Source organism: Pseudomonas sp. KBN10P06128 (assembly GCF_037574945.1).
In the GTDB taxonomy this organism is placed as follows: Bacteria; Pseudomonadota; Gammaproteobacteria; order Pseudomonadales; family Pseudomonadaceae; genus Pseudomonas; species Pseudomonas aeruginosa.
In genome coordinates, this window is record NZ_JBBELR010000001.1 from 5,357,304 (window position 1) to 5,380,477 (window position 23,174).

At 66.0% G+C, this 23,174-nt stretch carries 22 protein-coding genes and 1 riboswitch; of the genes, 13 read left to right on the forward strand and 9 right to left on the reverse strand.

The genetic code is table 11. The annotated features are described in order from the left end of the window. The first annotated feature begins 69 nt into the window (after positions 1-69). The 4 genes from VQ065_RS25045 to bifA all read left to right on the forward strand — a co-directional run bounded on the left by VQ065_RS25045 (position 70) and on the right by bifA (position 4,247). Complete coding sequence (locus VQ065_RS25045; RefSeq protein WP_003094000.1) at positions 70-471, forward strand: ACT domain-containing protein; 402 nt, start codon at positions 70-72, stop codon at positions 469-471. Between the two features lies 1 nt (position 472). After that, complete coding sequence (locus tag VQ065_RS25050) at positions 473-1,075, forward strand: LysE/ArgO family amino acid transporter (RefSeq protein ID WP_003094003.1); 603 nt, start codon at positions 473-475, stop codon at positions 1,073-1,075. A 346-nt stretch (positions 1,076-1,421) separates the two neighbouring features. Beyond that, a complete protein-coding gene (sodB, locus tag VQ065_RS25055) occupies positions 1,422-2,003 on the forward strand; it encodes a superoxide dismutase [Fe] (RefSeq protein WP_003094005.1) in 582 nt (193 codons plus the stop codon). Between the two features lie 180 nt (positions 2,004-2,183). Continuing rightward, positions 2,184-4,247, forward strand: a complete 2,064-nt coding sequence (gene bifA, locus VQ065_RS25060) for a cyclic-di-GMP phosphodiesterase BifA (protein WP_003094007.1) — start codon at positions 2,184-2,186, stop codon at positions 4,245-4,247. Here bifA and VQ065_RS25065 read toward each other — a convergent pair whose 3' ends face one another. Then, the gene (locus VQ065_RS25065) at positions 4,248-5,150 is read right to left on the reverse strand and encodes a GIDE domain-containing protein (RefSeq protein WP_003094009.1); all 903 of its coding nucleotides are present in this window, start codon (positions 5,148-5,150) and stop codon (positions 4,248-4,250) included. 1 nt (position 5,151) lies between these two features. Next, positions 5,152-5,724 (reverse strand): LemA family protein, encoded by a 573-nt coding sequence (locus tag VQ065_RS25070; protein ID WP_003094011.1) that lies wholly within the window; start codon positions 5,722-5,724, stop codon positions 5,152-5,154. Positions 5,725-5,917: 193 nt separating this feature from the next. Between VQ065_RS25070 and VQ065_RS25075 the strand changes: the two genes are divergently transcribed. The 7 genes from VQ065_RS25075 to pncB all read left to right on the forward strand — a co-directional run bounded on the left by VQ065_RS25075 (position 5,918) and on the right by pncB (position 16,762). Then, positions 5,918-7,258, forward strand: coding sequence for an imelysin family protein (locus tag VQ065_RS25075; protein ID WP_003112765.1), 1,341 nt, complete (start codon positions 5,918-5,920; stop codon positions 7,256-7,258). Between the two features lie 162 nt (positions 7,259-7,420). Further along, the gene (locus VQ065_RS25080; protein WP_003094015.1) at positions 7,421-8,842 is read left to right on the forward strand and encodes a di-heme oxidoreductase family protein; all 1,422 of its coding nucleotides are present in this window, start codon (positions 7,421-7,423) and stop codon (positions 8,840-8,842) included. A gap of 9 nt (positions 8,843-8,851) precedes the next feature. Continuing rightward, positions 8,852-9,916, forward strand: a complete 1,065-nt coding sequence (locus VQ065_RS25085) for an imelysin family protein (protein WP_003094017.1) — start codon at positions 8,852-8,854, stop codon at positions 9,914-9,916. A gap of 10 nt (positions 9,917-9,926) precedes the next feature. Beyond that, entirely contained in the window at positions 9,927-11,021 is a 1,095-nt protein-coding gene (locus tag VQ065_RS25090; RefSeq protein ID WP_003094019.1) for a DUF1513 domain-containing protein, read from the forward strand. A gap of 169 nt (positions 11,022-11,190) precedes the next feature. Continuing rightward, positions 11,191-12,321, forward strand: coding sequence for a multidrug efflux RND transporter periplasmic adaptor subunit MexV (gene mexV / locus VQ065_RS25095; RefSeq protein WP_023098825.1), 1,131 nt, complete (start codon positions 11,191-11,193; stop codon positions 12,319-12,321). A gap of 50 nt (positions 12,322-12,371) precedes the next feature. Next, positions 12,372-15,428, forward strand: a complete 3,057-nt coding sequence (gene mexW / locus VQ065_RS25100) for a multidrug efflux RND transporter permease subunit MexW (RefSeq protein WP_003094023.1) — start codon at positions 12,372-12,374, stop codon at positions 15,426-15,428. 137 nt (positions 15,429-15,565) lie between these two features. Next, complete coding sequence (pncB, locus tag VQ065_RS25105; protein WP_003094025.1) at positions 15,566-16,762, forward strand: nicotinate phosphoribosyltransferase; 1,197 nt, start codon at positions 15,566-15,568, stop codon at positions 16,760-16,762. A gap of 124 nt (positions 16,763-16,886) precedes the next feature. On the opposite strand, the gene VQ065_RS25110 is transcribed toward pncB, so the two are convergent. From VQ065_RS25110 to VQ065_RS25130, 5 genes are all read right to left on the reverse strand, one after another. Further along, positions 16,887-17,129, reverse strand: a complete 243-nt coding sequence (locus VQ065_RS25110; RefSeq protein WP_012077171.1) for a hypothetical protein — start codon at positions 17,127-17,129, stop codon at positions 16,887-16,889. After that, positions 17,126-17,830, reverse strand: a complete 705-nt coding sequence (locus VQ065_RS25115; RefSeq protein ID WP_003094029.1) for a lipopolysaccharide kinase InaA family protein — start codon at positions 17,828-17,830, stop codon at positions 17,126-17,128. The genes VQ065_RS25110 and VQ065_RS25115 overlap by 4 nt, the downstream gene beginning before the upstream one ends. A 2-nt stretch (positions 17,831-17,832) precedes the next feature. Further along, positions 17,833-18,516, reverse strand: a complete 684-nt coding sequence (locus VQ065_RS25120) for a class I SAM-dependent methyltransferase (RefSeq protein ID WP_003094031.1) — start codon at positions 18,514-18,516, stop codon at positions 17,833-17,835. 79 nt (positions 18,517-18,595) lie between these two features. Continuing rightward, positions 18,596-19,876 (reverse strand): sensor histidine kinase, encoded by a 1,281-nt coding sequence (locus VQ065_RS25125; RefSeq protein WP_003094037.1) that lies wholly within the window; start codon positions 19,874-19,876, stop codon positions 18,596-18,598. Next, entirely contained in the window at positions 19,866-20,549 is a 684-nt protein-coding gene (locus VQ065_RS25130) for a response regulator transcription factor (protein WP_003094039.1), read from the reverse strand. Before VQ065_RS25130 ends, VQ065_RS25125 begins: the two co-directional genes overlap by 11 nt. Before the next feature lie 216 nt (positions 20,550-20,765). Between VQ065_RS25130 and VQ065_RS25135 the strand changes: the two genes are divergently transcribed. Beyond that, positions 20,766-21,560 carry a phosphatase PAP2 family protein gene (locus tag VQ065_RS25135; protein WP_003094044.1) on the forward strand — a complete coding sequence of 265 codons (795 nt, stop codon included), beginning with the start codon at positions 20,766-20,768 and terminating at the stop codon, positions 21,558-21,560. Here VQ065_RS25135 and VQ065_RS25140 read toward each other — a convergent pair. Beyond that, on the reverse strand, positions 21,503-21,832 hold the full coding sequence (locus tag VQ065_RS25140) for a DUF190 domain-containing protein (protein WP_003094048.1): 330 nt from the start codon (positions 21,830-21,832) through the stop codon (positions 21,503-21,505). The two genes, VQ065_RS25135 and VQ065_RS25140, sit on opposite strands and share 58 nt — an antisense overlap. Before the next feature lie 19 nt (positions 21,833-21,851). Further along, positions 21,852-22,235, reverse strand: a complete 384-nt coding sequence (gene crcB / locus VQ065_RS25145; RefSeq protein ID WP_003094051.1) for a fluoride efflux transporter CrcB — start codon at positions 22,233-22,235, stop codon at positions 21,852-21,854. A gap of 64 nt (positions 22,236-22,299) precedes the next feature. After that, positions 22,300-22,362: riboswitch (Fluoride riboswitch) on the reverse strand. 102 nt (positions 22,363-22,464) lie between these two features. On the opposite strand from crcB, the gene VQ065_RS25150 reads away from it, so the two are divergent. Further along, complete coding sequence (locus VQ065_RS25150) at positions 22,465-23,151, forward strand: ParB-like protein (protein ID WP_003094054.1); 687 nt, start codon at positions 22,465-22,467, stop codon at positions 23,149-23,151. Positions 23,152-23,174: the final 23 nt, after the last annotated feature.

Below are 23,174 nucleotides of genomic sequence, written 5' to 3' on the forward strand. Positions count from 1 at the left end.
GTTTTCCTTATAAACCGCCCGCGGCCACACTCGCCAGCACTTTTCCGATCCACCCGACGCGGACCGACCATGGCTGGCGAAACCTCGCTGCGCACCCTGCTGCGCACGCTCACTCCCGAACTCAATCCCGGCGACTATGTGTTCTGTACCTGCGCCGATGGCGCGCTGCCGAACGGCGCCGAGCCGCTCGCCAGCTTCCGCGAGCGCGAGGGCCTGACCCTGGTGCTCGAACGCCGGCAGGCCGAACGCCTGGGCCTGCCCTACGAATACGTGGCGGCCTGGATCACCCTGACGGTGCACTCCTCGCTGGCGGCAGTGGGCCTGACCGCCGCCTTCGCCACGGCGCTGGCCGAAGCCGGGATCAGTTGCAACGTGATGGCCGGCTATTTCCACGACCACCTGTTCGTCGCCCGCGACGAGGGCCGGCGCGCCCTCGCCGTGCTCCAGCGGCTGGCGGCGGAGGCACACTGACATGTGGCAGAGCTATCTCAACGGCATCCTGGTGGCTGCCGGCCTGATCATCGCCATCGGCGCGCAGAATGCCTTCGTCCTCGCGCAGAGCCTGCGCCGCGAGCATCACCTCTCGGTGGCCGCGCTCTGCGTGTTCTGCGACGCGGTGCTGGTCAGCCTCGGCGTGTTCGGCCTGGCCAAGCTGCTGCTGGAAAACCCGACGCTGCTGGCCATCGCCCGCTGGGGCGGGATCGCCTTCCTGACCTGGTACGGGCTCAAGGCGCTGCTTCGCGCGTTGCGCCCGGACGCCCTCGGCAACGCCGCGGAAACCGGGCCACGCTCGCGCAAGGCGGTGCTTCTGGCGGCACTGGCGGTCACCCTGCTCAACCCCCACGTCTATCTCGATACCGTACTTCTGATCGGTTCGCTCGGCGCCCAGCAGGCCGCGCCGGGCGCCTATGCCCTCGGCGCGGCCAGCGCCTCGCTGATGTGGTTCTTCGCCCTCGCCCTCGGCGCGGCGTGGCTGGCCCCCTGGCTGGCGCGCCCGGCCACCTGGCGCCTGCTCGACCTGATGGTGGCGGCCATGATGCTGGGCATGGCCGCGCAACTGCTGTTCCGGGGATAACGCGGTTTCCGTCTTCCCGAGCGAACCCTCGCGCCGCCAGGCAGTCCAGAGAGAATGCGGCGGTGTTCGCCGGCGAGCTTGCAGAAGCCCGTCGCAGCGCGCCGCCGCCGGCCTTTGCCCCTACAGTTGCTGCGTGGATATGCCCCGACACGGGTGCTATGATCCGGAGTTCGCGGCACTGGGAGCCTAGGCTCCGAGTCGCACCCGGCGCCCTTTCCGGAGCGCTCCGCCGAACGTCCCCCCGGGGATCCAGGACGGGCTCCCGGACAGGCATCGGACCGGCCCCGTGAACCGGTCGCGCGCTAGCCGCGCCAGTCCTGACCTGAGGAAGAATAGGAGAGACACCATGGCTTTCGAATTGCCGCCGCTGCCTTACGAAAAGAACGCCCTTGAGCCGCACATTTCCGCAGAAACCCTGGAATACCACCACGACAAGCACCACAACACCTACGTGGTGAACCTGAACAACCTGATCCCGGGCACCGAGTTCGAAGGCAAGAGCCTCGAAGAGATCGTCAAGAGCTCCTCCGGCGGCATCTTCAACAACGCCGCCCAGGTGTGGAACCACACCTTCTACTGGAACTGCCTGAGCCCGAACGGCGGTGGCCAGCCCACCGGCGCCCTGGCCGACGCCATCAACGCCGCCTTCGGCTCCTTCGACAAGTTCAAGGAAGAGTTCACCAAGACTTCCGTCGGCACCTTCGGTTCCGGCTGGGGCTGGCTGGTGAAGAAGGCCGACGGCTCCCTGGCCCTGGCCAGCACCATCGGTGCCGGCAACCCGCTGACCAGCGGCGACACCCCGCTGCTGACCTGCGACGTGTGGGAACACGCCTACTACATAGACTACCGCAACCTGCGTCCGAAGTACGTCGAGGCGTTCTGGAACCTGGTCAACTGGGACTTCGTAGCGAAGAATTTCGCTGCCTGAGTCTGATCAGAACCACGAAAAAGCCCGGCATTCGCCGGGCTTTTTCGTTTTAATCTGCGGTCCAGGAGCCATCGTCTACCCTCAGGAACTGGTAGACCTTCGCTCGTGATAGCCTCTTGAGGTAAACAAGCTCTTCCTACCGGCTTGTCTTTCGCCCTGGCGACGAACAAGGAAGGCCCCTTGAAACTGGACTCCCGACACAGCCTCTCGCTCAAGCTGCTGCGTGTCGTGCTACTGGCGGCGCTGGCCGTTGGCGTAGTGCTCAGTTGCGCGCAGATCGTCTTCGACGCCTACAAGGCCAAGCAGGCGGTGAGCAGCGACGCCCAACGCATCCTCGCGATGGTCCGCGACCCTTCCACCCAGGCGGTCTACAGCCTCGACCGGGAAATGGCGATGCAGGTCCTCGAAGGCCTGTTCCAGCACGAGGCGGTGCGCCAGGCGAGCATCGGCCATCCCGGCGAGCCGATGCTGGCGGAGAAATCCAGGCCGCTGCTGGACCTGCCGACGCGCTGGCTGACCGACCCGATCCTCGGCCAGGAACGCACCTTCAGCATTCGACTGATCGGCCGCCCGCCCTATAGCGAATACTACGGCGACCTGAAGATCACCCTGGACACCGCGCCCTACGGCGAGAACTTCGTCACCACTTCGGAAATCATCTTCATCTCCGGCATTCTCCGCGCCCTGGCCATGGGCCTGGTGCTGTTCCTGGTCTACCACTGGATGCTGACCAAGCCGCTGTCGAAGATCATCGAGCACCTGGTCAGCATCAATCCCGACCGCCCCAGCCAGCACCAGTTGCCGCTGCTCAAGGGGCACGAACGCAACGAGCTGGGGCTCTGGGTGACCACCGCCAACCAGTTGCTCGCCTCGATCGAAAGCAACAGCCACCTGCGTCGCGAGGCCGAGGACAACCTGCTGCGCATTTCCCAGTACGACTTCCTCACCGGCCTGCCGAACCGCCAGTTGCTGCAACAGCAACTCGACCAGATCCTCGACGGCGCCGGCCGCCAGCAGCGCCGGGTGGCAGTGCTGTGCCTGGGCCTCGACGATTTCAAGGGGATCAACGAGCAGTACACCTACCAGCTCGGCGACCAGCTGCTGATCGCCCTCGCCGACCGCCTGCGCGGGCACAGCGCGCGGCTCGGTTCGCTGGCGCGCCTGGGCGGCGACCAGTTCGCCCTGGTCCAGGCCGACATCGAGCAACCCTACGAGGCGGCCGAACTGGCGCAGAGCATCCTCGACGGCCTGGAAGCGCCGTTCGAGATCGACCAGCACGAGGTGCGCCTGCGCGCCACCATCGGTATCACCCTGTTCCCCGAGGACGGCGAGACCACGGAGAAACTGCTGCAGAAGGCCGAGCAGACCATGACCCTGGCCAAGACCCGCTCGCGCAACCGCTACCAGTTCTACATCGCCAGCGTGGACAGCGAGATGCGTCGCCGCCGGGAACTGGAAAAGGACCTGCGCGACGCCCTGCAGCGCCACGAGCTGCACCTCGTCTACCAGCCGCAGGTGGACTACCGCGACCACCGCGTGGTCGGCGTCGAGGCGCTGCTGCGCTGGCAACATCCGTTGCACGGCTTCGTCCCGCCGGACCTGTTCATCCCGCTGGCGGAACAGAACGGCAGCATCTTCAGCATCGGCGAGTGGGTGCTCGACCAGGCCTGCCGGCAATTGCGCGAATGGCACGACCAGGGCTTCGACGACCTGCGCATGGCGGTCAATCTTTCCACCGTGCAGCTCCACCACAACGCCCTGCCACGGGTGGTCAGCAACCTGCTGCAGGTCTACCGCCTGCCGGCGCGCAGCCTGGAGCTGGAAGTCACCGAGACCGGCCTGATGGAGGACATCTCCACTGCCGCCCAGCACCTCCTCAGCCTGCGCCGCGCCGGCGCGCTGATCGCCATCGACGATTTCGGCACCGGCTATTCCTCGCTGAGCTACCTGAAGAGCCTGCCGCTGGACAAGATCAAGATCGACAAGAGTTTCGTCCAGGACCTGCTGCAGGACGAGGACGACGCGACCATCGTTCGCGCCATCATCCAGCTCGGCAAGAGCCTGGGCATGCAGGTGATCGCCGAGGGCGTGGAAACCGCCGAGCAGGAGGCGTACATCATCGCCGAAGGTTGCAACGAAGGTCAGGGCTACCTGTACAGCAAGCCGCTGCCGGCCAGGGAGCTGACCCAGTACCTCAAGCAGGCGCGACGCCTGAGCCAGGCCACCAGCAGCGAACGGCCCTGATCAGAACAGGCGGCTGAACAGCCAGCCCGCCAATAGCGCGCTGCCCAGGCAGAGCAACGCGGCCCCCGCCGCCTGGCGGCGCAGTTGCACGGCGAGATCGTCCTCGCCCTGGCTGGAGAGAATGAAAGGATGCGCCTCCCCCGGCTTGCCGAGCTGGTGGCGGGTCGGCGCGGCGCTGCTTGCCCGATGCCGGTCCTCGGCCTCCAGCCGTGCCGCCAGGCGCACCCGGTTCCATTCGCGCTCGTCCAACTCGCCGTTGCCGTCGCTGTCGAAGCGCGCCAGCAGCCCGTGGAAATCGCCCTTCCATTCACGGATGACCGCCCCCTGCGCCCGTTCGGCATCGAGTCCCTGGCGACCGCCACCGCTGCTGCGGAATTCGCCCAGCGCATAGAGCGGCTCGCCGGCGTGCAGGCGCTCCTCGGTGTAGCGGTAGAGCCGCTCTCCGCCGACCAGGGAGCCGAAGCTCTCCAGCAGTCGCAGGGTATCGATCGGTGCTTCGCGAAAAGCCTCCCAGCGCTGCTGGGTCAAGGGTCGCACCTCGGCGCCGCGTGGGTCGACCAGGCAGGCATCGGTGGCATCGCGCAAGCCGAATGGCGACTTGCTGGCACCTTTGTCGACGGTGCGCCAGGCCTTCTCGCGGCCGCTGCGCTTTTCCTCGACTTCGATGCGGTAGCGCCACCACAGGCACGGCTTGCCGGTCAAGGGAGCCTGCAGCGGGCCTTCCGGGCCCTCCTCGAGCACCCCGTAGAGTTCGACGAAACCCTGCGCCGCCGAACGGATCCGCGAGGTCGGTACGTCGCCGAGCAGGCGCGCCCGGGCAAGGCGGCGCACGAACTGCCAGCCGGCCCAGGCGCAGAGCCCCAGGCTGGCGGCGATGAACAGCCAGCGCAGGTCGAAGTCCATCTCAGCCGAACAGGGCCTTGAGATCGACGTCGGCCTTCTCCGCCTCGCTGAACTGCAACAGCTCGGCGGCCTTGAAGCCAGCGACACGGGCGATCAGCAGGTCGGGAAATTGCTCGATGCGCACGTTGTTCAGGTTCACCGCCTCGTTGTACAGCTCGCGGCGATCGGCGATCCCGTTCTCCAGGCCGCTGATGCGCTGGGAAAGGAACTGGAAACTTTCGTTGGCCTTGAGCTGCGGGTAGTTCTCGGCCAGCGCGAAGAGCTGCCCCAGGCCGGCGCGCAGGCCGCTCTCGGCCTTGCCCAGGGCATTCACGTCGGCGCGCTCGCGGGCGCTGGCGACGGCGTTGCGGGCGGCGATGACCCGCTCCAGGGTGGCGCGCTCGTGCTGCATGTATTGCTTGCAGGCCTCGACCAGCTTCGGCAGCTCGTCATGGCGCTGCTTGAGGAGCACGTCGATGTTGGCCCAGGCCTTGCCCACGGCGTGCTTCAGCCGTACCAGGCCGTTGTAGAGCACCACCGCGTAGCCGGCGAGCAGCAGCAGGACAACCCAGAAAGCGATAGCGGTCAGACTCATGGACGGAGCTCCGGACGAAGATACTGGCATTCTAGCTGCGCCCGACATGTCCAGGCACGACGGCGATCACGCTGCGCCCTTTTCAAAAATGCAAATCTTTCGCATTATGTGGCGGTTTTTTAACGCCCTCGCGGGTGTTTCCGACAAGCGCACGCCGCTTCGGCACGCCACCAATAAAGCAAAGGAATCCGCCATGACTCGTATGCCCCTGGCCACCGCCAGTCTGCTGGCCCTCGCCATCTCCCTCGCCGGCTGCGGCGACGACAAGAAAGCCGAAGCGCCCGCAACACCGGCGGCCAGCACGCAGCCCGCCGCGCCCGCCGCCGCCCCGGCCGCCAAGGTCGACGAGGCCGCCGCCAAGGCAGTGATCAAGAACTACGCGGACCTCGCCGAAGCCACCTTCGCCGATGCCCTGAGCACCGCCAAGGACCTGCAGAAAGCCATCGACGCGTTCCTCGCCAAGCCTGACGCGGAGACCCTGAAAGCCGCCAAGGAAGCCTGGTTCGCCGCTCGTACCCCCTACTCCCAGAGCGAAGCCTTCCGCTTCGGCAACGCGATCATCGACGACTGGGAAGGACAGGTTAACGCCTGGCCGCTGGACGAAGGCCTGATCGACTATGTCGCCAAGGACTACCAGCACGCCCTGGGCAACCCCGGCGCCACCGCCAACATCGTCGCCAACACCGAGATCCAGGTCGGCGAAGACAAGATCGACGTCAAGGAAATCACCGGCGAGAAACTGGCCAGCCTGAACGAGCTGGGCGGTTCCGAAGCCAACGTCGCCACCGGCTACCACGCCATCGAGTTCCTCCTCTGGGGCCAGGACCTGAACGGCACCGGTCCGGGCGCCGGCAATCGTCCGGCCACCGACTATGCCCAGGGCAAGGACTGCACCGGCGGCCATTGCGACCGTCGCGCCGCCTACCTGAAGGCCGTCACCGACCTGCTGGTCAGCGACCTCGAATACATGGCCGGACAGTGGAAAGCCGGCGTCGCCGACAACTACCGCGCCAAGCTGGAGGCCGAACCGGTGGATACCGGCCTGCGCAAGATGTTCTTCGGCATGGGCAGCCTGTCCCTCGGCGAACTGGCCGGCGAGCGCATGAAGGTCGCGCTGGAGGCCAACTCCACCGAAGACGAGCACGACTGCTTCAGCGACGACACCCACCACACCCTGTTCTTCAACGGCAAGAGCATCCGCAACATCTACCTCGGCGAGTACAAGCGCATCGACGGCAGCGTGGTCAAGGGCCCGAGCCTGGCCGACCTGGTCGCCAAGGCCGACGCCGCCGCCAACGACACCCTGAAGGCCGACCTGGCCGACACCGAGGCCAAGCTGCAGGCCATCGTCGACAGCGCCGAGAAGGATGGCGTGCACTTCGACCAGATGATCGCTCCGGACAACAAGGACGGCCAGCAGAAGATCCGCGACGCCATCGCCGCCCTGGTCAAGCAGACCGGCGCCATCGAGCAGGCCGCGGGCAAGCTGGGTATCCAGGACCTGAAGCCGGACAACGCCGACCACGAGTTCTGATTCCTTCCTGCGCCAACAGCGTGCGGCCCATGGCCGCACGCTGCGTTTCAGGGCCTCGAAAGCGGACTTCGCGGGCCTTTACAAACGCAAATCCCTCTTATTTTGATTAGCTCCAACTGGTAAGCTTGCGGGCTGTTTCCACGCAGTCCGGGATGTTCGCCGATGTCGTTGCCGTCACCTTCCATGCCGCTCGCCTGTCTCCTGACGGCGCTCCTTCTGGGCGGATGCGGCGCCGACGACGAACCGCTGCGCGCCGAGCCCGGTGAACACCTGTCCGGGGGCGCGACCACGGTGCTGCAAAGCGACCGCAACGCCTTCTCCCTGCCCTCCGCCAACCTCGCCCCGAGCCGGCGCCTGGACTTCAGCGTGGGCAACAGTTTCTTCCGCAACCCCTGGGTCATCGCCCCTTCCTCCACCACCGCGCGCGACGGTCTGGGACCGCTGTTCAATACCAACGCCTGCCAGAACTGCCATGTGAAGGACGGCCGCGGCCACCCGCCGGGAGCGGACGCGGTCAGCGCGGTGTCGATGCTGGTACGCCTGTCGATCCCGGCCGGCCCTGCGGACGGCAAGACCCTGTTGCACCAGGGGGTGATTCCCGAGCCGACCTACGGCGGCCAGTTGCAGGACGTCGGCATTCCCGGCGTCGCCCCGGAAGGCAAGGTGCGGATGGACTACGAGCCGATGAAGGTGAGGTTCGAGGACGGCACCGAGGTCGAACTGCGCAAGCCGATCCTGCGGATCAGCCAGCTCGGCTATGGGCCGATGCATCCGCAGACGATGTTTTCCGCCCGCGTCGCCCCGCCGATGATCGGCCTCGGCCTGCTCGAGGCGATTCCCGAAGAGGCGATCCTGGCCAATGCCGATCCGGACGACCGCAACGGCGACGGTATCCGCGGGCGCGCCAACCAGGTCTGGGATGCCGCACGGCAGCGCACCGCGCTCGGCCGCTTCGGCTGGAAGGCCGGCCAGCCGGATATCCCGCAGCAGAACGCGCACGCCTTCGCCAACGACATGGGCCTGACCAGCAGCCTGCTGCCCCACGACGACTGCAGCGCCGCCCAGGTCGAGTGCCGCCGGGCGCCCGACGGCGGCGAGCCGGAAGTCAGCGACAACATCTTCGCCCAGGTGCTGTTCTACAGCCGCAACCTGGCGGTCCCGGCGCGGCGCAAGGTGGACGACCCGCAGGTGCTGGCCGGCAAGCGCCTGTTCGCCCAGGCCAACTGCGTGGCCTGCCACGTTCCCGCCTTCACTACCGGTTCCGACGCCAGCGAGCCGGAGCTGGCCAACCAACGGATTCGTCCCTATTCCGACCTGTTGCTGCATGACATGGGCGACGGCTTGGCGGACAATCGCCCGGAATTTCTCGCCAGCGGGCGGGACTGGCGAACCCCGCCGCTATGGGGCATCGGCCTGACCGAAACGGTCAACGGTCACACCCAGTTCCTCCACGACGGGCGCGCCCGCAATCTGCTGGAGGCGATCCTCTGGCACGGCGGCGAAGCCGAAGCGGCCAAGCGGCACGTGCTCGGCTTCGACGCCGACCAGCGCAGCGCCCTGCTGGCCTTCCTGAATTCACTCTGAGGAGCCCACATGTTCCGCCCACGACTGCTCTTGACCAGCCTCGCCATCGCCCTCGGCGCCTGTTCGCCGCAAGACCCGCAGGCCGTCACCAGTGCCGCCCTGGCGCAACAGGTGATCCTGCCGACCTACAGCCGCTGGGTGGAGGCCGACCAGGCCCTGGCCAGCAGCGCCCTGGCCTACTGCCAGGGCAAGGAAGACCTGGCCAAGGCCCGCGACGCGTTCCACGCCGCGCAGAAGGCCTGGGCCGAGCTGCAACCGCTGCTGATCGGCCCGCTGGCCGAGGGCAACCGCGCCTGGCAGGTGCAGTTCTGGCCGGACAAGAAGGATCTGGTCGGGCGCCAGGTCGAACAGTTGCTGAAGAACAACCCGCAGGTCGACGCCGCGGCCCTGGCCAAGGCCAGCGTGGTGGTGCAGGGGCTCTCCGCCTACGAATACATCCTCTTCGACAGCAAGATCGACCTCGCCGACGCCGCCACCAAGGCCCGCTATTGCCCGTTGCTGGAAGCCATCGGCACCCACCAGCAGCAACTGGCCCAGGACATCCTGGCGCGCTGGAAGAACGACGGCGGCATGCTCACCCAGATGAGCAAGTTCCCCAACGACCGCTACGCCGACGCCCACGAGGCGATCGCCGAGCTGCTGCGGGTCCAGGTCACCGCCCTGGACATGCTGAAGAAGAAACTCGGTACTCCGCTGGGCCGGCAGAGCAAGGGCATTCCCCAGCCCTACCAGGCCGAGGCCTGGCGCAGCAACGCCTCGCTGGCCAGCCTGGACGCCAGCCTGAGCGGCGCCCAGGCGCTCTGGGAAGGTATCGACGGCAAGGGCCTGAAGACCCTGCTGCCGGCCGAACAGAAGGCCCTGGCCGGCAAGATCGACGCCGCCTACGCCGACAGCCACGCGAAGCTGGCGGCGCTGGAACAGAAACCGCTCTCCGAACTGCTCGCCAGCGAAGACGGGCGCAACCAGCTCAACGCCCTCTATGACAGCCTGAACGTGGTCCACCGCCTGCACGAAGGCGACCTGGCCCGCGCCCTCGGCGTGCAACTGGGCTTCAACGCCAACGATGGCGACTGAGGTCGGCACCATGCTGCGACGTCATGTGATCGGCCTGGGCAGCCTGCTGCTCGGCGCCTTGTCCTTCGGCGGCTGGAGCTTCAGCCGCCAGGGTAGCCAACCGCTGGTGCTGTCGGCGCGCGACGACGCCGATGGCCAGCATTACGCGGTGGGCTACCGCCTGGACGGCAAGTGCCAGTTCGCCACCCGCGTGGCCCAGCGCTGCCATGACATCGTCCAGCACCCGAGCCTGCCGCTGGCGCTGTTCGTCGCCCGCCGGCCAGGCACCGAAAGCTACCTGATCGACCTGAACGACGGTCGCCTGCTGCAGACCCTGGTCTCGCAGAAAGACCGCCACTTCTACGGCCACGGCGTGTTCCACCAGAGCGGCGAATGGCTCTACGCCACCGAGAACGACACTACCGATCCCGGTCGCGGCGTGCTCGGTGTCTACCGTTTCGACGGCGAGCGACTGCAGCACAGCGGCGAGATCTCTACTCACGGCCTCGGGCCGCACCAGGTTTCCTGGATGCCCGACGGCGAGACCCTGGTAGTGGCCAACGGCGGCATTCGCACCGAGGCGGAAAGCCGGGTCGAGATGAACCTCGACGCCATGGAGCCCAGCCTGGTGCTGATGCGCCGCGACGGCAACCTGCTGTCCAAGGAAACCCTGGCGCAGCAGATGAACAGCGTCCGCCACCTGGCGATCGGTCGCGACGGCACCATCGTCGCCGGCCAGCAGTTCATGGGCGATGCCCACGAACATGCCGACCTGCTGGCGATCAAGCGCCCCGGCCGTCCCTTCGAAGCCTTCCCGGTGGCCGAGGAGCAGCGCCTGGCGATGGCCCAGTACACCGCCAGCGTGGCGATCCACGACGACCTGCGCCTGGTGGCCCTGACCGCCCCGCGCGGCAACCGTTTCTTCATCTGGGACCTGGACAGCGGTGCCGTACGCCTCGACGCGCCGTTGCCGGACTGCGCCGGCGTGGGCGCGGTGAAGAACGGCTTCGTCGTCACGTCCGGACAGGGCCGTTGCCGCTTCTACGACTGCCAGGGCGAGCGCATCGCCGCGCAACCGCTGGAGCTGCCTTCCGGCCTCTGGGACAACCACTTGCACCTGGCCTGAGAGCGCGGCGTCAACCTCTCGCCATACCGGTCCGCGAAAGTCGGAAGCGACCTGCAACACGCTTGAAATCTTTCGCCAATCCTGTGCTTTGACAAGCCTTGAAAGCTGCACGTAATGTGTCGGATTCGCCCCGAAACGGGGCGCTCTCGGCATACCAGGGACCAGGATTATGTTGCTCCGCCGCATGTTGATCATGCTCGCCGCGGTGATCGCCGTGGTGGCGATTCTCGCCGGCTACAAGGTCTACTCCATCCGTCAGCAGATCGCCCTTTTCAGCGCACCGAAACCGCCGATCAGCGTGACCGCCAGCCTGGCCGAAAAGCGTCCCTGGCAGAGCCGCCTGCCAGCCATCGGCAGCCTCAAGGCGTTCCAGGGCGTGACCCTAACCGCCGAAGTCTCCGGCACGGTACGCGACGTACTGTTCCTTTCCGGCGACCAGGTGAAGCTGGACCAACCGCTGATCCAGTTGGAAAGCGACGTCGAGGAAGCCACCCTGCGCACTGCCGAGGCCGATCTCGGCCTGGCCAGGGCCGAGTACCAGCGCGGCCGCGAACTGATCGGCAGCAAGGCCATCTCGAAAAGCGAATTCGACCGCCTCGCCGCGCAGTGGGCCAAGACCAGCGCCACCGTCGCCGAACTGAAGGCGGCACTGGCGAAGAAGCGCGTGCTCGCGCCCTTCGCCGGGACCATCGGCATCCGCCAGGTGGACGTCGGCGACTACGTCTCGCCCGGGACGCCGATCGCCACCTTGCAGGACCTTTCCACCCTGCTCCTGGATTTCCACCTGCCCGAGCAGGACTTCCCCCTGCTCAGCCGCGGCCAGTTGGTGAAGGTCCGGGTCTCCGCCTACCCCGGCCAGGTGTTCGACGCCGAGATCGCCGCCATCAACCCCAAGGTCGACAACGAGACCCGCAACCTGCAGGTCCGCGCCGCCCTGGAGAACCCGGACGGCAAGCTGCTGCCGGGCATGTTCGCCAACCTCGAGGTGATGTTGCCTGGCGAGGAACAACGCGTCGTGGTGCCGGAGACGGCGATCACCTTCACCCTCTACGGCGACTCGATCTACGTCGTCGGGCAGAAGAAGGACGAGCAGGGCCAGGTGTCGAAGGACGACAAGGGCCAGCCGCAACGGGTCGTCGAGCGCCGCTTCGTCAGGATCGGCGAACGCCGCGAAGGCCTGGCGGTGGTGCTCGAAGGCCTGGAGGGCGGCGAGCAGGTAGTGACTTCCGGGCAACTGAAGCTCGACAACGGCGCCGCGGTGGCCATCGTCGCCGAGCGGGACCTCCAGCAAGAGCACTGAGTCGCGCGCCTTCCCGCTCCGTGGCGGAAGGCTTGCCAAGGGACTGAAACATGGCTTTTACCGATCCGTTCATCCGTCGTCCGGTCCTGGCGAGCGTGGTCAGCCTGCTGATCGTCCTGCTCGGCATGCAGGCCTTCAGCAAGCTGGTGATCCGCGAGTATCCGCAAATGGAGAACGCGCTGATCACGGTGACCACGCTCTACGCCGGAGCCAACGCGGAGACCATCCAGGGCTACATCACCCAGCCGCTGCAGCAGAGCCTGGCCAGCGCCGAAGGCATCGACTACATGACCTCGGTGAGCCGGCAGAACTATTCGACCATCTCCATCTACGCGCGGATCGGCGCCAATACCGATCGCCTGGTCACCGAGCTGCTGGCCAAGTCCAACGAAGTGAAGAGCCAGCTGCCGCCGGACGCCGAGGACCCGGTGCTGCAGAAGGAGGCCGCGGACGCCTCGGCGCTGATGTACATCAGCTTCTACAGCGAGCAGATGAACAACCCGCAGATCACCGACTACCTGTCGCGGGTGATCCAGCCCAAGCTGGCGACCCTGCCCGGTATCGCCGAGGCGGAGATCCTCGGCAACCAGGTGTTCGCCATGCGCCTGTGGCTGGACCCGGTGAAGATGGCCGCGTTCGGCGTCACCGCCGGCGAGATCAACCAGGCGGTGCAGCAGTACAACTTCCTCGCCGCCGCCGGCGAGGTGAAGGGCCAGTTGGTGGTCACCAGCGTCAATGCTTCCACCGACCTCAAGTCGCCCCAGGCCTTCGCCGCCATCCCGGTGAAGACCGACGGCGACCGCCGGGTGCTGATGGGTGATGTCGCACAGGTCGAACTGGGCGCCGCCAGCTACGACGCGATCAGTTCGTTCAATGGGATTCCCTCGGTCTACATCGGCATCAAGGGCACGCCCAGCGCCAACCCGCTGGACGTGATCAAGGAAGTGCGGGCGAAGATGCCCGAACTGGAAGAGCAATTGCCGCCCAACCTCAAGGTGTCCATCGCCTACGACGCCACGCGCTTCATCCAGGCCTCCATCGACGAAGTGGTGAAGACCCTCGGCGAGGCGGTGCTGATCGTCATCGTGGTGGTGTTCCTGTTCCTCGGCGCGTTCCGTTCGGTACTGATCCCGGTGGTGACCATTCCGCTGTCGATGATCGGCGTATTGTTCTTCATGCAGGCCATGGGCTACTCGATCAACCTGCTGACCCTGCTGGCGATGGTCCTGGCCATCGGCCTGGTGGTGGACGACGCGATCGTGGTGGTGGAAAACATCCACCGCCACATCGAGGAGGGCAAGCCGCCCTTCGAGGCCGCCCTGGAGGGCGCGCGGGAGATCGCCGTACCGGTGGTCAGCATGACCATCACCCTCGCCGCGGTCTACGCGCCGATCGGCTTTCTCACCGGCCTCACCGGCGCCCTGTTCAAGGAATTCGCCTTCACCCTGGCCGGCGCGGTGATCATTTCCGGGATCGTCGCCCTGACCCTGTCGCCGATGATGTGCTCGCGCCTGTTGCGCCACGAGGAGAATCCCTCGGGCCTGGCGCATCGCCTCGACCTGATCTTCGAGGGCCTGAAGCGACGCTACCAGCGCGCCCTCCACGGCACCCTGGACACCCGTCCGGTGGTCCTGGTGTTCGCCGTGCTGGTACTGGCGCTGATCCCGGTACTGCTGATGTTCACCAAGAAGGAGCTGGCGCCGGAAGAGGACCAGGGCATCGTGTTCCTCATGACCAACTCGCCGCAGACCGCCAACCTCGACTACCTGAATCGCTACACCGCCGAGTTCGAAGGCATCTTCCGCAGCTTCCCGGAGTATTACTCGGCGTTCCAGATCAACGGCTACAACGGCGTCCAGGCCGGCATCGGCGGCATGCTGCTCAAGCCCTGGGACGAACGCGAAAAGAGCCAGATGGAATTGCTCCATGCGGTGCAGGCGAAGCTCAACGAGATTCCCGGCGTGCAGATCTTCGCCTTCAACCTGCCGTCGCTACCGGGCACCGGCGAGGGCCTGCCATTCCAGTTCGTGCTCAACACCGCCAACGACTACGAGTCGCTGCTGCAAGTGGCGCAACGGGTGAAGCAGCGCGCCAGCGAGTCCGGCAAGTTCGCCTTCCTCGATCTCGACCTGGCGTTCGACAAACCCGAGCTGGTGGTCGACATCGACCGCGAGAAGGCCGCGCAGATGGGCGTCTCCATGCAGGACCTGGGGGTGGCGCTGGCCAGCCTGCTCGGCGAGGGCGAGATCAACCGCTTCACCATCGACGGGCGCAGCTACAAGGTCATCGCCCAGGTCGAACGCCCCTATCGCGACAATCCCGGCTGGCTCGGCAGCTACTACGTGAAGAGCCGCAACGGCCAACTGGTCGCCCTCTCGACCCTGATCGAGACCCACGAACGGGCACGGCCACGGCAACTGAACCAGTTCCAGCAGCTCAACTCGGCGATCATCTCCGGCTTCCCCATCGTCAGCATGGGCGAGGCCATCGAGACGGTTCAGCAGATCGCCCGCGAGGAAGCCCCGCGCGGCTTCGCCGTCGACTACGCCGGCGCTTCCCGGCAATACGTGCAGGAAGGCAGCGCATTGCTGGTCACCTTCGGACTGGCCCTGGCGATCATCTTCCTGGTCCTCGCCGCACAGTTCGAAAGCTTCCGCGATCCGCTGGTGATCATGGTCACCGTGCCGCTGTCGATCTGCGGTGCGCTGATACCGCTGTTCCTCGGCGTGTCGAGCCTGAACATCTATACCCAGGTCGGCCTGGTGACACTGATCGGCCTGATCAGCAAACACGGCATCCTGATCGTCGAGTTCGCCAACCAGTTGCGCCACGAACAGGGGCTGGGGCGTCGCGAGGCCATCGAGCAGGCCGCCGCGATCCGCCTGCGGCCAGTACTGATGACCACCGCGGCGATGGTGCTCGGGGTGATCCCGCTGATCCTCGCCACCGGCGCCGGGGCGGTCAGTCGCTTCGACATCGGCATCGTGATCGCTACCGGCATGTCGGTGGGCACCCTGTTCACCCTGTTCGTCCTGCCGTGCATCTACACCCTGGTGGCCAGGCCGGATGCCCCGCCAGGCGTGACGCAAGCGGCAAACGCACACTGATCGGAAACGGCGGATAGCGACAACAGCGCTGTCCGCCGGTGCTGTCGCCCCATCCCACAGCCCTCCGGGCGCGATCCTATGTCCGCCGGCAGCCGCCTCCAGTAGACTGCCCGCTGAAACGCAGTGGTGAGACGAGCATGGCCGAGAGCGCTTTTTCCGAACGTATCGTGCAGAACCTGCTGGATACCGACTTCTACAAGCTGACCATGATGCAGGCGGTGCTGCACAACTATCCCAACGCCGAGGTGGAGTGGGAGTTCCGCTGCCGCAACCAGGAAGACCTGCGCCTGTACCTGCCGGCCATCCGCGAACAACTGGAATACCTGGCGGGCCTGGCGATCAGCGACGAGCAACTGGCCTTCCTCGAACGGATTCCCTTCCTCGCGCCGGACTTCATCCGCTTCCTCGGGTTATTCCGCTTCAACCCGCGCTACGTGCAGACCGGCATCGAGAACGACGAATTCTTCCTGCGCCTGAAAGGCCCCTGGCTGCACGTGATCCTCTTCGAAGTGCCGCTGCTGGCGATGATCAGCGAGGTGCGCAACCGCGCCCGCTACCCGGCCGCCACCGTCGAGCAGGCGCGCGAACGCCTGCAGGAAAAGTTCGATTGGCTGCGCCGGGAGGCCAGCGCCGAGGAACTGGCCGGCTTCAAGATGGCCGACTTCGGTACCCGCCGCCGCTTCTCCTATCGGGTCCACGAGGCGGTGGTGAGCGGTCTGAAGGATGACTTTCCGGGCTGCTTCGTCGGCACCAGCAACGTCCACCTGGCACGCAAGCTCGACCTCAAGCCCCTCGGCACCATGGCCCACGAATGGCTGATGGCCCACCAGCAGCTCGGTCCGCGCCTGATCGACAGCCAGAGTGCCGCGTTGGACTGCTGGGTCCGCGAATACCGTGGGCTGCTCGGCATCGCGCTGACCGACTGCATCACCACCGATGCCTTCCTGCGCGACTTCGACCTCTATTTCGCCAAGCTCTTCGACGGCCTCCGCCACGACTCGGGCGACCCTTTGCTGTGGGCGGAAAAGACCATCGCCCACTACCTCAAGCTGGGCATCGACCCGCTGACCAAGACCCTGGTGTTCTCCGACGGCCTCGACCTGCCGCGGGCCCTGAAGATCTATCGCGCGTTGCAGGGCCGGATCAACGTCAGCTTCGGCATAGGCACGCATTTCACCTGCGACCTGCCGGGCGTCGAGCCGATGAACATCGTGGTGAAGATGAGCGCCTGCAACGGCCATCCGGTGGCGAAGATCTCCGATACGCCCGGCAAGGCGCAATGCCGGGACCCTGACTTCATCCACTACCTCAAGCACGTGTTCCAGGTCGCCTAGGGCAAGCCTGGCGCGCCGCGGCAAGGTGGCGCATGAGGCCTGGTCCTTATTCGGCCCATGCCTCCGACGATCTCATCGCCCATGAAAAAGCCCCGCCAAGGCGGGGCTTCTTCGACAAGGAGACTCAGCGCGACAGGCTGGCTCCCCCCTGGGAAAGACCGAACATCAGCAGCAGGATGTCCTTGTTCGGCTGGACCTCCTGGCGCGTCGGCCGCTCGGCCTTGAGCACCGAAGGCGTCGGGCAGTACTCATGACCGCCGCTCATCTGCACCACGTTCGGCGCGGGTTCGTGCCAGGCGGCAGCCGCGGCTGTAGCCACGGCGAGAGCGCCGACCAGCAACAAACCTCGAGTGATTTCTAATTTCATGTCTGCAACCCTTTGATGGCGCTGCCAAACGCCGTCTGGTAACCATAGATGAAGGCTTGCCACTGCGCGCCAGTCCACGACGAACGGCGCTTCAACTGCTTCAGGTCGTGCTGGGACGCCTTGTTCACCGTAAGGCGGCGGCGGCTCTTCTCCAGGTCGATCAGCGCTACTTCGATGGCCTCGCCCTCGACGCGGACGAAGATGTGCTTCGGATAGAGACAACCGTGCTGCCAGTGGGCGAGATTCATCCGGGCAATGGTAGCGCCGATTTGTTGCAGAATTCTTTGGTGCTTCGCTTCGCCCCAGCGGTCCTGGTCACCGCGCGCATAGCACTCGTCGAGGCTGGAGAAACCCTCCAGGGCTTCGGTCACCAGTAGCGCCTGCCACTGTCCGTCGACTTTGCGGCAGCCGGAATAGACCAGGCGCGGCACGCGAATACCAAGCGACTCGAAGGCCCGTAGCGCATCGCGCTCGCGCATGGCGGTGGGATAGCCGAAAGGGCGCTGCCAGTCGCGGTAGACGTGGCCGGTCTGCTGCTTGCGATAGAGCAGCCGTCCATCGCCGGTGTACACCCGCTGCACGCCGCTGGCCCCGCCGCGGCGCTCGTTGGGCTCCTCGACCCAGCTGCCGGGTACCTGCAACCACTGGTCGATGGCGGAGTCGCCGGAGATACGTTGCAGGGATGCCAGATCGGGAGCCATCGTTATTCCTTTCGCAAGATATAGACCCGCCACATGTGATACAGCGGGATGAAATCGAGATGCTTCTGGACGACGAAGCCGGCGTCGCGGAACTCGCGCTCGACCGTTTCGGCTGGTAACACGAAGCGGTTCTGGTAGCCGGTCTGTTCCCCGTTCGCTACCCGCCGTGCCTCCATGCGCCTACGCTTCCAGGCCTTGAAATTGCCATCGACCCAGAGGGAAAGAATCACGCTGTCCCGCGTGACCCGGTGAAACTCGCGGAGCAGGACGCGTCGATCATCCGCCTCGCCGATGTGGTGGAGCAGCCGCATGCAGAAGATATTGTCCACCGAGCTGTCCGGCAGGTCGATGGCGAAAGCGGAAGTCTGCAAGGGCCGTACCCGTTTCACCACACCGTCCGGCTGACCGGCGCAGGCGACCGCCAGCATGTCCGCGGAATTGTCGGCGCCGATGATCACCCGGTTGTCCTTTTCCGCCAGCAGCGGCCAGAAGCGTCCGGCGCCGCAGGGCAGGTCGAGCACCAGGTTGGGCTGCCCCGCGAGCTTCAGCGCGTGCCGGGCGAGTTGGACGTCGCGCCGGTGGGAAAGTTTCCGGGCGAGGCCGTCCTGATGCTTCTTCAGGTAGGCCTCAGCATGCTCGCGATCATACTTGTGAGAAAAGTCGAGGTCGACAGGCGGATTGTTCATGACGGGAACTCCAGGATTCATGAGACGAACGGTATGAATCCAGCCGTCAAGCTCGGGTCAAGGGGTGGTGAATTTTTCGTCAAGCAACATCGAGTAAAACTTCGAACCGGCAGCCGTGCGGCTCCACCGCGCTGAGGGTTACGCTCCAGCCCTCGGCCGCGCAGATCCGCTTCACCAGCGAGAGCCCGAGGCCAAGGCCTTCGCCGCGCCCGGAGCTGGAACTGCCGCGAACGAAGGGCATGAAGATGCGTTCGCGTTGTTCTTCCGGGACGCCCGCCCCGGTGTCCTCGACGCTGAAACCATGCTCGTCGAGGGTCAGCGTGATGCTCCCGGCATCGGTGTAGTGGGTCGCGTTGCGCAACAGGTTGCCCATCACCGCGCGCAGCAGTGGCGCGTTGAACTGGCCGGCGCAGGCACCTTCGTTGCGGTAGTGCAGGGTCAGTCCTCGCGCCTCGACCTGTTCGCGCCAGACCTGGACCAGGTCGTCGGCGATGCTCTCCAGGCTACCGTGGGGCGCCAGGCTTTCCTCGCCCTTCTGCGCACGCGCCAGCAACAGGAAGGTTTGCACCAGGTCGCGCATCTCCTCGGTGGCCTTGGTCATCCGCTCCAGTTGGCCACGGGCGCGCGGGCCGAGGCTGGGTTCTTCGGCCAGCAGTTCGCATGAGGTGGCGATGACCATCAACGGCGTACGCAACTCATGACTGACGTCGCTGGTGAACAATTGCTCGCGCTTGAGCGCGTCGCGCAGGCGGCCAAGGGTCTCGTCGAAGGAAGCGGCCAGCTCGCCGACCTCGTCGTTGGCGTAGTCCGGCGCCAACGGCGGCGCCAGACCGAGCAACTGTTCGCGATGCCGCACCTGGCGCGCCAGGCGCACCACCGGCTCCATCACCTTGCGCGCGAGCATCCAGCCAAGCAGGCCGGCCAGGGCGATGCTCAGCACGTAGCCGGTCAGCACCGAGGCGTAGAGCACCTGCTCGCGCGCTTCGAAATCGCTCTGGTCCTGCAGCAGGACGAAACGGCGACCATCGATATCGCGCACCAGCGCATGGAACGACAAGTCGCCCTCGAACACTTCGTGGAAACCGACATCCAGTTGGTCCAGCGCCGGCGGCATGGCGTAGGAGCCCTGGCCGTCGCTGATGAAGAAGCGCATGCCGGGATCGAGCACCGGGTTGCGTCCCTGGGCCAGGTCGTCGCGCAGGATGCGCTCCAGTTCGCCGCCCAGGTCGCGGGAAATCAGGCGCTCCTCGATGATGTGGACCACGCCGACGATGCCGGCGGAGAACAGTCCCCCCACGGCGACCGTCATCAACATGAAGGCGATGACGATCCGGCGGGCGAGGCTCTGCTTATACTCCATTCGGCTCCTCCGCCAGGCGGTAGCCAACGCCATGCACCGTATGCAGCAAGGCCACGGAGAATGGCTTGTCGATCACCTGACGGAGTTGATGGACGTGGCTGCGCAGGCTGTCGCTGTCCGGGCAGTCGTCGCCCCAGACCGCTTCTTCCAGGGCATCCCGGCGCACCACATGGGGGCTCTTCTGCATCAGCACGGCGAGCAGCTTGAGGCCGATCGGGTTGAGCTTGAGCGACTTGCCCGCGCGCTTGACCTCCAGGGTGTCCAGGTCATAGCTCAGATCGGCCACGCTCAGCTCGCGGCGGCCGCCACCCTGGGCGCGACGCAGCACCGCCTCGATGCGTGCGGAAAGTTCGGAAAGGGCGAAGGGCTTGACCAGGTAATCGTCGGCGCCGGAACGAAACCCCTGCAGGCGGTCGTCCAACTGGTCGCGGGCGGTGAGCATGATCACCGGCGTATCGCGCCGTGCGTCTTCGCGCAGGCGCCGGCACAGGGCATAGCCGTCGATTCCCGGCAGCATCACGTCGAGCACGATCAGGTCGTAGTGCTCGGTGGCCGCCAGGTGCAGGCCGGACAGCCCGTCCTGCGCGCAATCCACGGTATAGCCCTTGAGCGACAGGTAATCGGCCAGGTTGGCCAGGATGTCGCGGTTGTCTTCGACCACCAGTATTCGCATGTCCCACTCCTTCGCAGGAAGACCGATCGAGCGCCTCTCGCGCATTTACGGATTCTTCACCGGCGATTCACACCGGCTCTACGCTCGCCACCAGAGACTGCATGGCGTCTTCCATGGCCGCCGATCATAGCGGCTTTGCGGATGCGCACGAACCCCGGCGGTGGATTTAACCAGCGTCGAAGTCAAGAGAACGTCAACGCCAGCGTTGGAGATCGCATGACCCAGGCCGCCGTCCATTCCCCTTCCCGTCCATTCAACCCCTGGCTGTTCCTCGCCCTGCCGCTGGGCCTGGCGGCACTGCTGCTGGCCTTCGAGCCGGTGACCCTCGACCTCGCCCTGGCCAACTTGATGTACGACCCGGGCGCCGGCTTCATCGGCCGGCACAGCTGGTTCCTGGAGAACATCCTGCACGACCGGGTCAAGCAACTGGTGATCGCCATCAGCGTCCTCGGCCTGCTGGTCTCCATCGCCGGACTGTTCCACCGGCCATGGCGCGCACTGAGCAGGCCGCTGGCCTATGTGTTCCTCGCCATGAGCCTTGCAGCCAGCATAGTCACTCCGCTCAAGGCGCTCACCGCCGTGCAGTGCCCCTGGAGCCTGGCGCAGTTCGGCGGCGAGGAAACCTACAGTTCGCTGCTCAGCCCGCGGCCGCCGACCGAGCACCCCGGACGCTGCTGGCCGGGCGGGCACGCATCGTCCGGATTCGTCCTGTTCGCGCTGTTCTTCGCCCTGCGCGACCGCAAGCCCAGGCTGGCGCGCTACGCCCTGGCCTTCGCCTTCGCCATGGGCTGCCTGCTGTCGCTGTCGCGCATGCTGCAAGGTGCGCACTTCCTCTCGCACAACCTGTGGACGATGCTGTTCGACTGGCTGATCTGCCTCGGCCTGTACCGCCTGATGCTCTACCGACCGGAGAAGCGAGGACAGCGCAACGGCGGCGCCGACGAAAACCGCGTTCAGGGAGACGGTTCGTCCGCTCCCAGCACGCCGAACTCGATGGGCACCTTCATGTAGAACAGCCGCACGCCGGCCTGGCGGATCGACTCGAACAGCCGTTCTGCCTGCTCGGGATCGACCGCCATGAGGATTTCCTGCGGCTGGTCGGCCAGCTCGAAGAAATGCATCGAATGCAGCCGGCCGCTCTGGCCGAAGCCTTCGCTGGCAGCCAACGCGGTGGCACCGCGCACGCCCAGGCGGCGCGCCTCTTGCAGCAGCCAGTCGCAGATCGGCTGGCCCTGGTGGCAGCGCCCCTGCTGGGTGATGAAGGTCAGTTGATAGCCTTGCATGGTCGGTCCTCCCGCTGCGCTATTTGCCCAGCATCCAGTTCATCGAGAACAACCCCAGCAGAGTCATCAGCAACGAGCCGCTGACGTGCGTCGCGATGGCCCCGGCGGCCCAGCCCAGGCGGCCCTCCTGAAGCAGGCTGACGACCTCGGCGGAAAAGGTGGAGAAAGTGGTCAGGCCGCCGCAGAACCCGGTGATGATCAGTAGCCGCCATTCCGGAGCGATGCCCGGCGCCTGGGCGAAATAGGCAATCGCCGCGCCGATGACATAGCCGCCGACCAGGTTGGCCAGCAGCGTGCCGGGGGGAATGCTGGGCAGCAGGCTGTTCAGCTTTAGCCCGAGGAACCAGCGCAGCAACGCCCCCAGGGCGGCGCCGAGGGCGATGGCGAGAATGGATTTCCACATAGTCCTGTCCTTGTAGGAGCGATTCGGACAGGCGGCAGGCGAGCGCCTACGCGCCTTTCCAGGTTCATGCGTAGGCATCATCAGCCCCAGGGGCGGTTGAAGGAGGAATGCCATCTCCTGTCGGCAAGATTGGCACAAAGCGAGGCACCTATCAAAGGCCGGAGTACGCCGGATCGCCCGAAGCGTGCCAGTCTAGGGAACCTTTCCCCTTCCTTCGCCGGAGTCCCCCATGCGCCCAGCCCTGCTGCTTTGCTGCCTGTTCCTGTCCGCCACCGCCCAGGCCGAGGATTGCTCGCCGCAAACCTCTGTCGGTAGCTGGTGCGAGCTGCCGCTCGCGGCCCTCCACCCGACCCAGCAGAATGTCGGCCTGCTGCAGGTCGAGGATGACCAGGCCAAGCTCGCCGGGAAGAAGCCCAAGGCTCTCGAGCGCTACTTGCGCAAGAAGGAGATTCCGGTGGTGATCGGCCCCGGCGGCCGCTTCTACCTCACCGATCGCCATCACCTGAGTAGCGCGCTCTGGCGCCTGGACCCGAAACAGGGCGTACCGGTGAAGGTGATCGGCCGGCTACCCCAGGCCACCGACTTCTGGAAGAAGATGCAGGAAAACCACTGGGTCTGGCTGCACGATGCGCGTGGCGCGGAGATCCCGCCCGAGGCGCTGCCGGACGCTCTCGCCGGGCTTGGCGACGATCCCTACCGCGCCCTGGCCGGCTACGCCGAGGACGAGAACGCCTTCGACAAGGATCGGCAGAGCTATTTCATCGAATTCCACTGGGCGCGCTATTTCGGCGAACGCATGCACTGGCGGCCGATCAGCCGCGCCACTCTGCCCGACGACCTGAAGCAGGCGCTGCGCCTGGCCTGCGAACCGGCGGCAAAGGAGCTGCCGGGCTACCGCCAGGACTGCCCGCGCTGAGGAATAAAAAAAGCCCCGCCGAA

Bases quoted from the DNA above. Each gene is read 5' to 3' on its own strand.
- VQ065_RS25065 (WP_003094009.1), bottom strand. From the start codon at position 5,150: ATGGACTTCGACCTGCGCTGGCTGTTCATCGCCGCCAGCCTGGGGCTC.
- VQ065_RS25140 (WP_003094048.1), bottom strand. From the start codon at position 21,832: ATGCAAGGCTATCAACTGACCTTCATCACCCAGCAGGGGCGCTGCCAC.
- mexV (WP_023098825.1), top strand. From the start codon at position 11,191: ATGTTGCTCCGCCGCATGTTGATCATGCTCGCCGCGGTGATCGCCGTG.
- VQ065_RS25050 (WP_003094003.1), top strand. From the start codon at position 473: ATGTGGCAGAGCTATCTCAACGGCATCCTGGTGGCTGCCGGCCTGATC.
- VQ065_RS25130 (WP_003094039.1), bottom strand. From the start codon at position 20,549: ATGCGAATACTGGTGGTCGAAGACAACCGCGACATCCTGGCCAACCTG.
- VQ065_RS25085 (WP_003094017.1), top strand. From the start codon at position 8,852: ATGTTCCGCCCACGACTGCTCTTGACCAGCCTCGCCATCGCCCTCGGC.
- VQ065_RS25090 (WP_003094019.1), top strand. From the start codon at position 9,927: ATGCTGCGACGTCATGTGATCGGCCTGGGCAGCCTGCTGCTCGGCGCC.
- sodB (WP_003094005.1), top strand. From the start codon at position 1,422: ATGGCTTTCGAATTGCCGCCGCTGCCTTACGAAAAGAACGCCCTTGAG.
- VQ065_RS25045 (WP_003094000.1), top strand. From the start codon at position 70: ATGGCTGGCGAAACCTCGCTGCGCACCCTGCTGCGCACGCTCACTCCC.
- mexW (WP_003094023.1), top strand. From the start codon at position 12,372: ATGGCTTTTACCGATCCGTTCATCCGTCGTCCGGTCCTGGCGAGCGTG.
- VQ065_RS25070 (WP_003094011.1), bottom strand. From the start codon at position 5,724: ATGAGTCTGACCGCTATCGCTTTCTGGGTTGTCCTGCTGCTGCTCGCC.
- VQ065_RS25120 (WP_003094031.1), bottom strand. From the start codon at position 18,516: ATGAACAATCCGCCTGTCGACCTCGACTTTTCTCACAAGTATGATCGC.
- VQ065_RS25075 (WP_003112765.1), top strand. From the start codon at position 5,918: ATGACTCGTATGCCCCTGGCCACCGCCAGTCTGCTGGCCCTCGCCATC.
- pncB (WP_003094025.1), top strand. From the start codon at position 15,566: ATGGCCGAGAGCGCTTTTTCCGAACGTATCGTGCAGAACCTGCTGGAT.
- crcB (WP_003094051.1), bottom strand. From the start codon at position 22,235: ATGTGGAAATCCATTCTCGCCATCGCCCTCGGCGCCGCCCTGGGGGCG.
- VQ065_RS25080 (WP_003094015.1), top strand. From the start codon at position 7,421: ATGTCGTTGCCGTCACCTTCCATGCCGCTCGCCTGTCTCCTGACGGCG.
- VQ065_RS25125 (WP_003094037.1), bottom strand. From the start codon at position 19,876: ATGGAGTATAAGCAGAGCCTCGCCCGCCGGATCGTCATCGCCTTCATG.
- VQ065_RS25115 (WP_003094029.1), bottom strand. From the start codon at position 17,830: ATGGCTCCCGATCTGGCATCCCTGCAACGTATCTCCGGCGACTCCGCC.
- VQ065_RS25150 (WP_003094054.1), top strand. From the start codon at position 22,465: ATGCGCCCAGCCCTGCTGCTTTGCTGCCTGTTCCTGTCCGCCACCGCC.
- VQ065_RS25110 (WP_012077171.1), bottom strand. From the start codon at position 17,129: ATGAAATTAGAAATCACTCGAGGTTTGTTGCTGGTCGGCGCTCTCGCC.
- VQ065_RS25135 (WP_003094044.1), top strand. From the start codon at position 20,766: ATGACCCAGGCCGCCGTCCATTCCCCTTCCCGTCCATTCAACCCCTGG.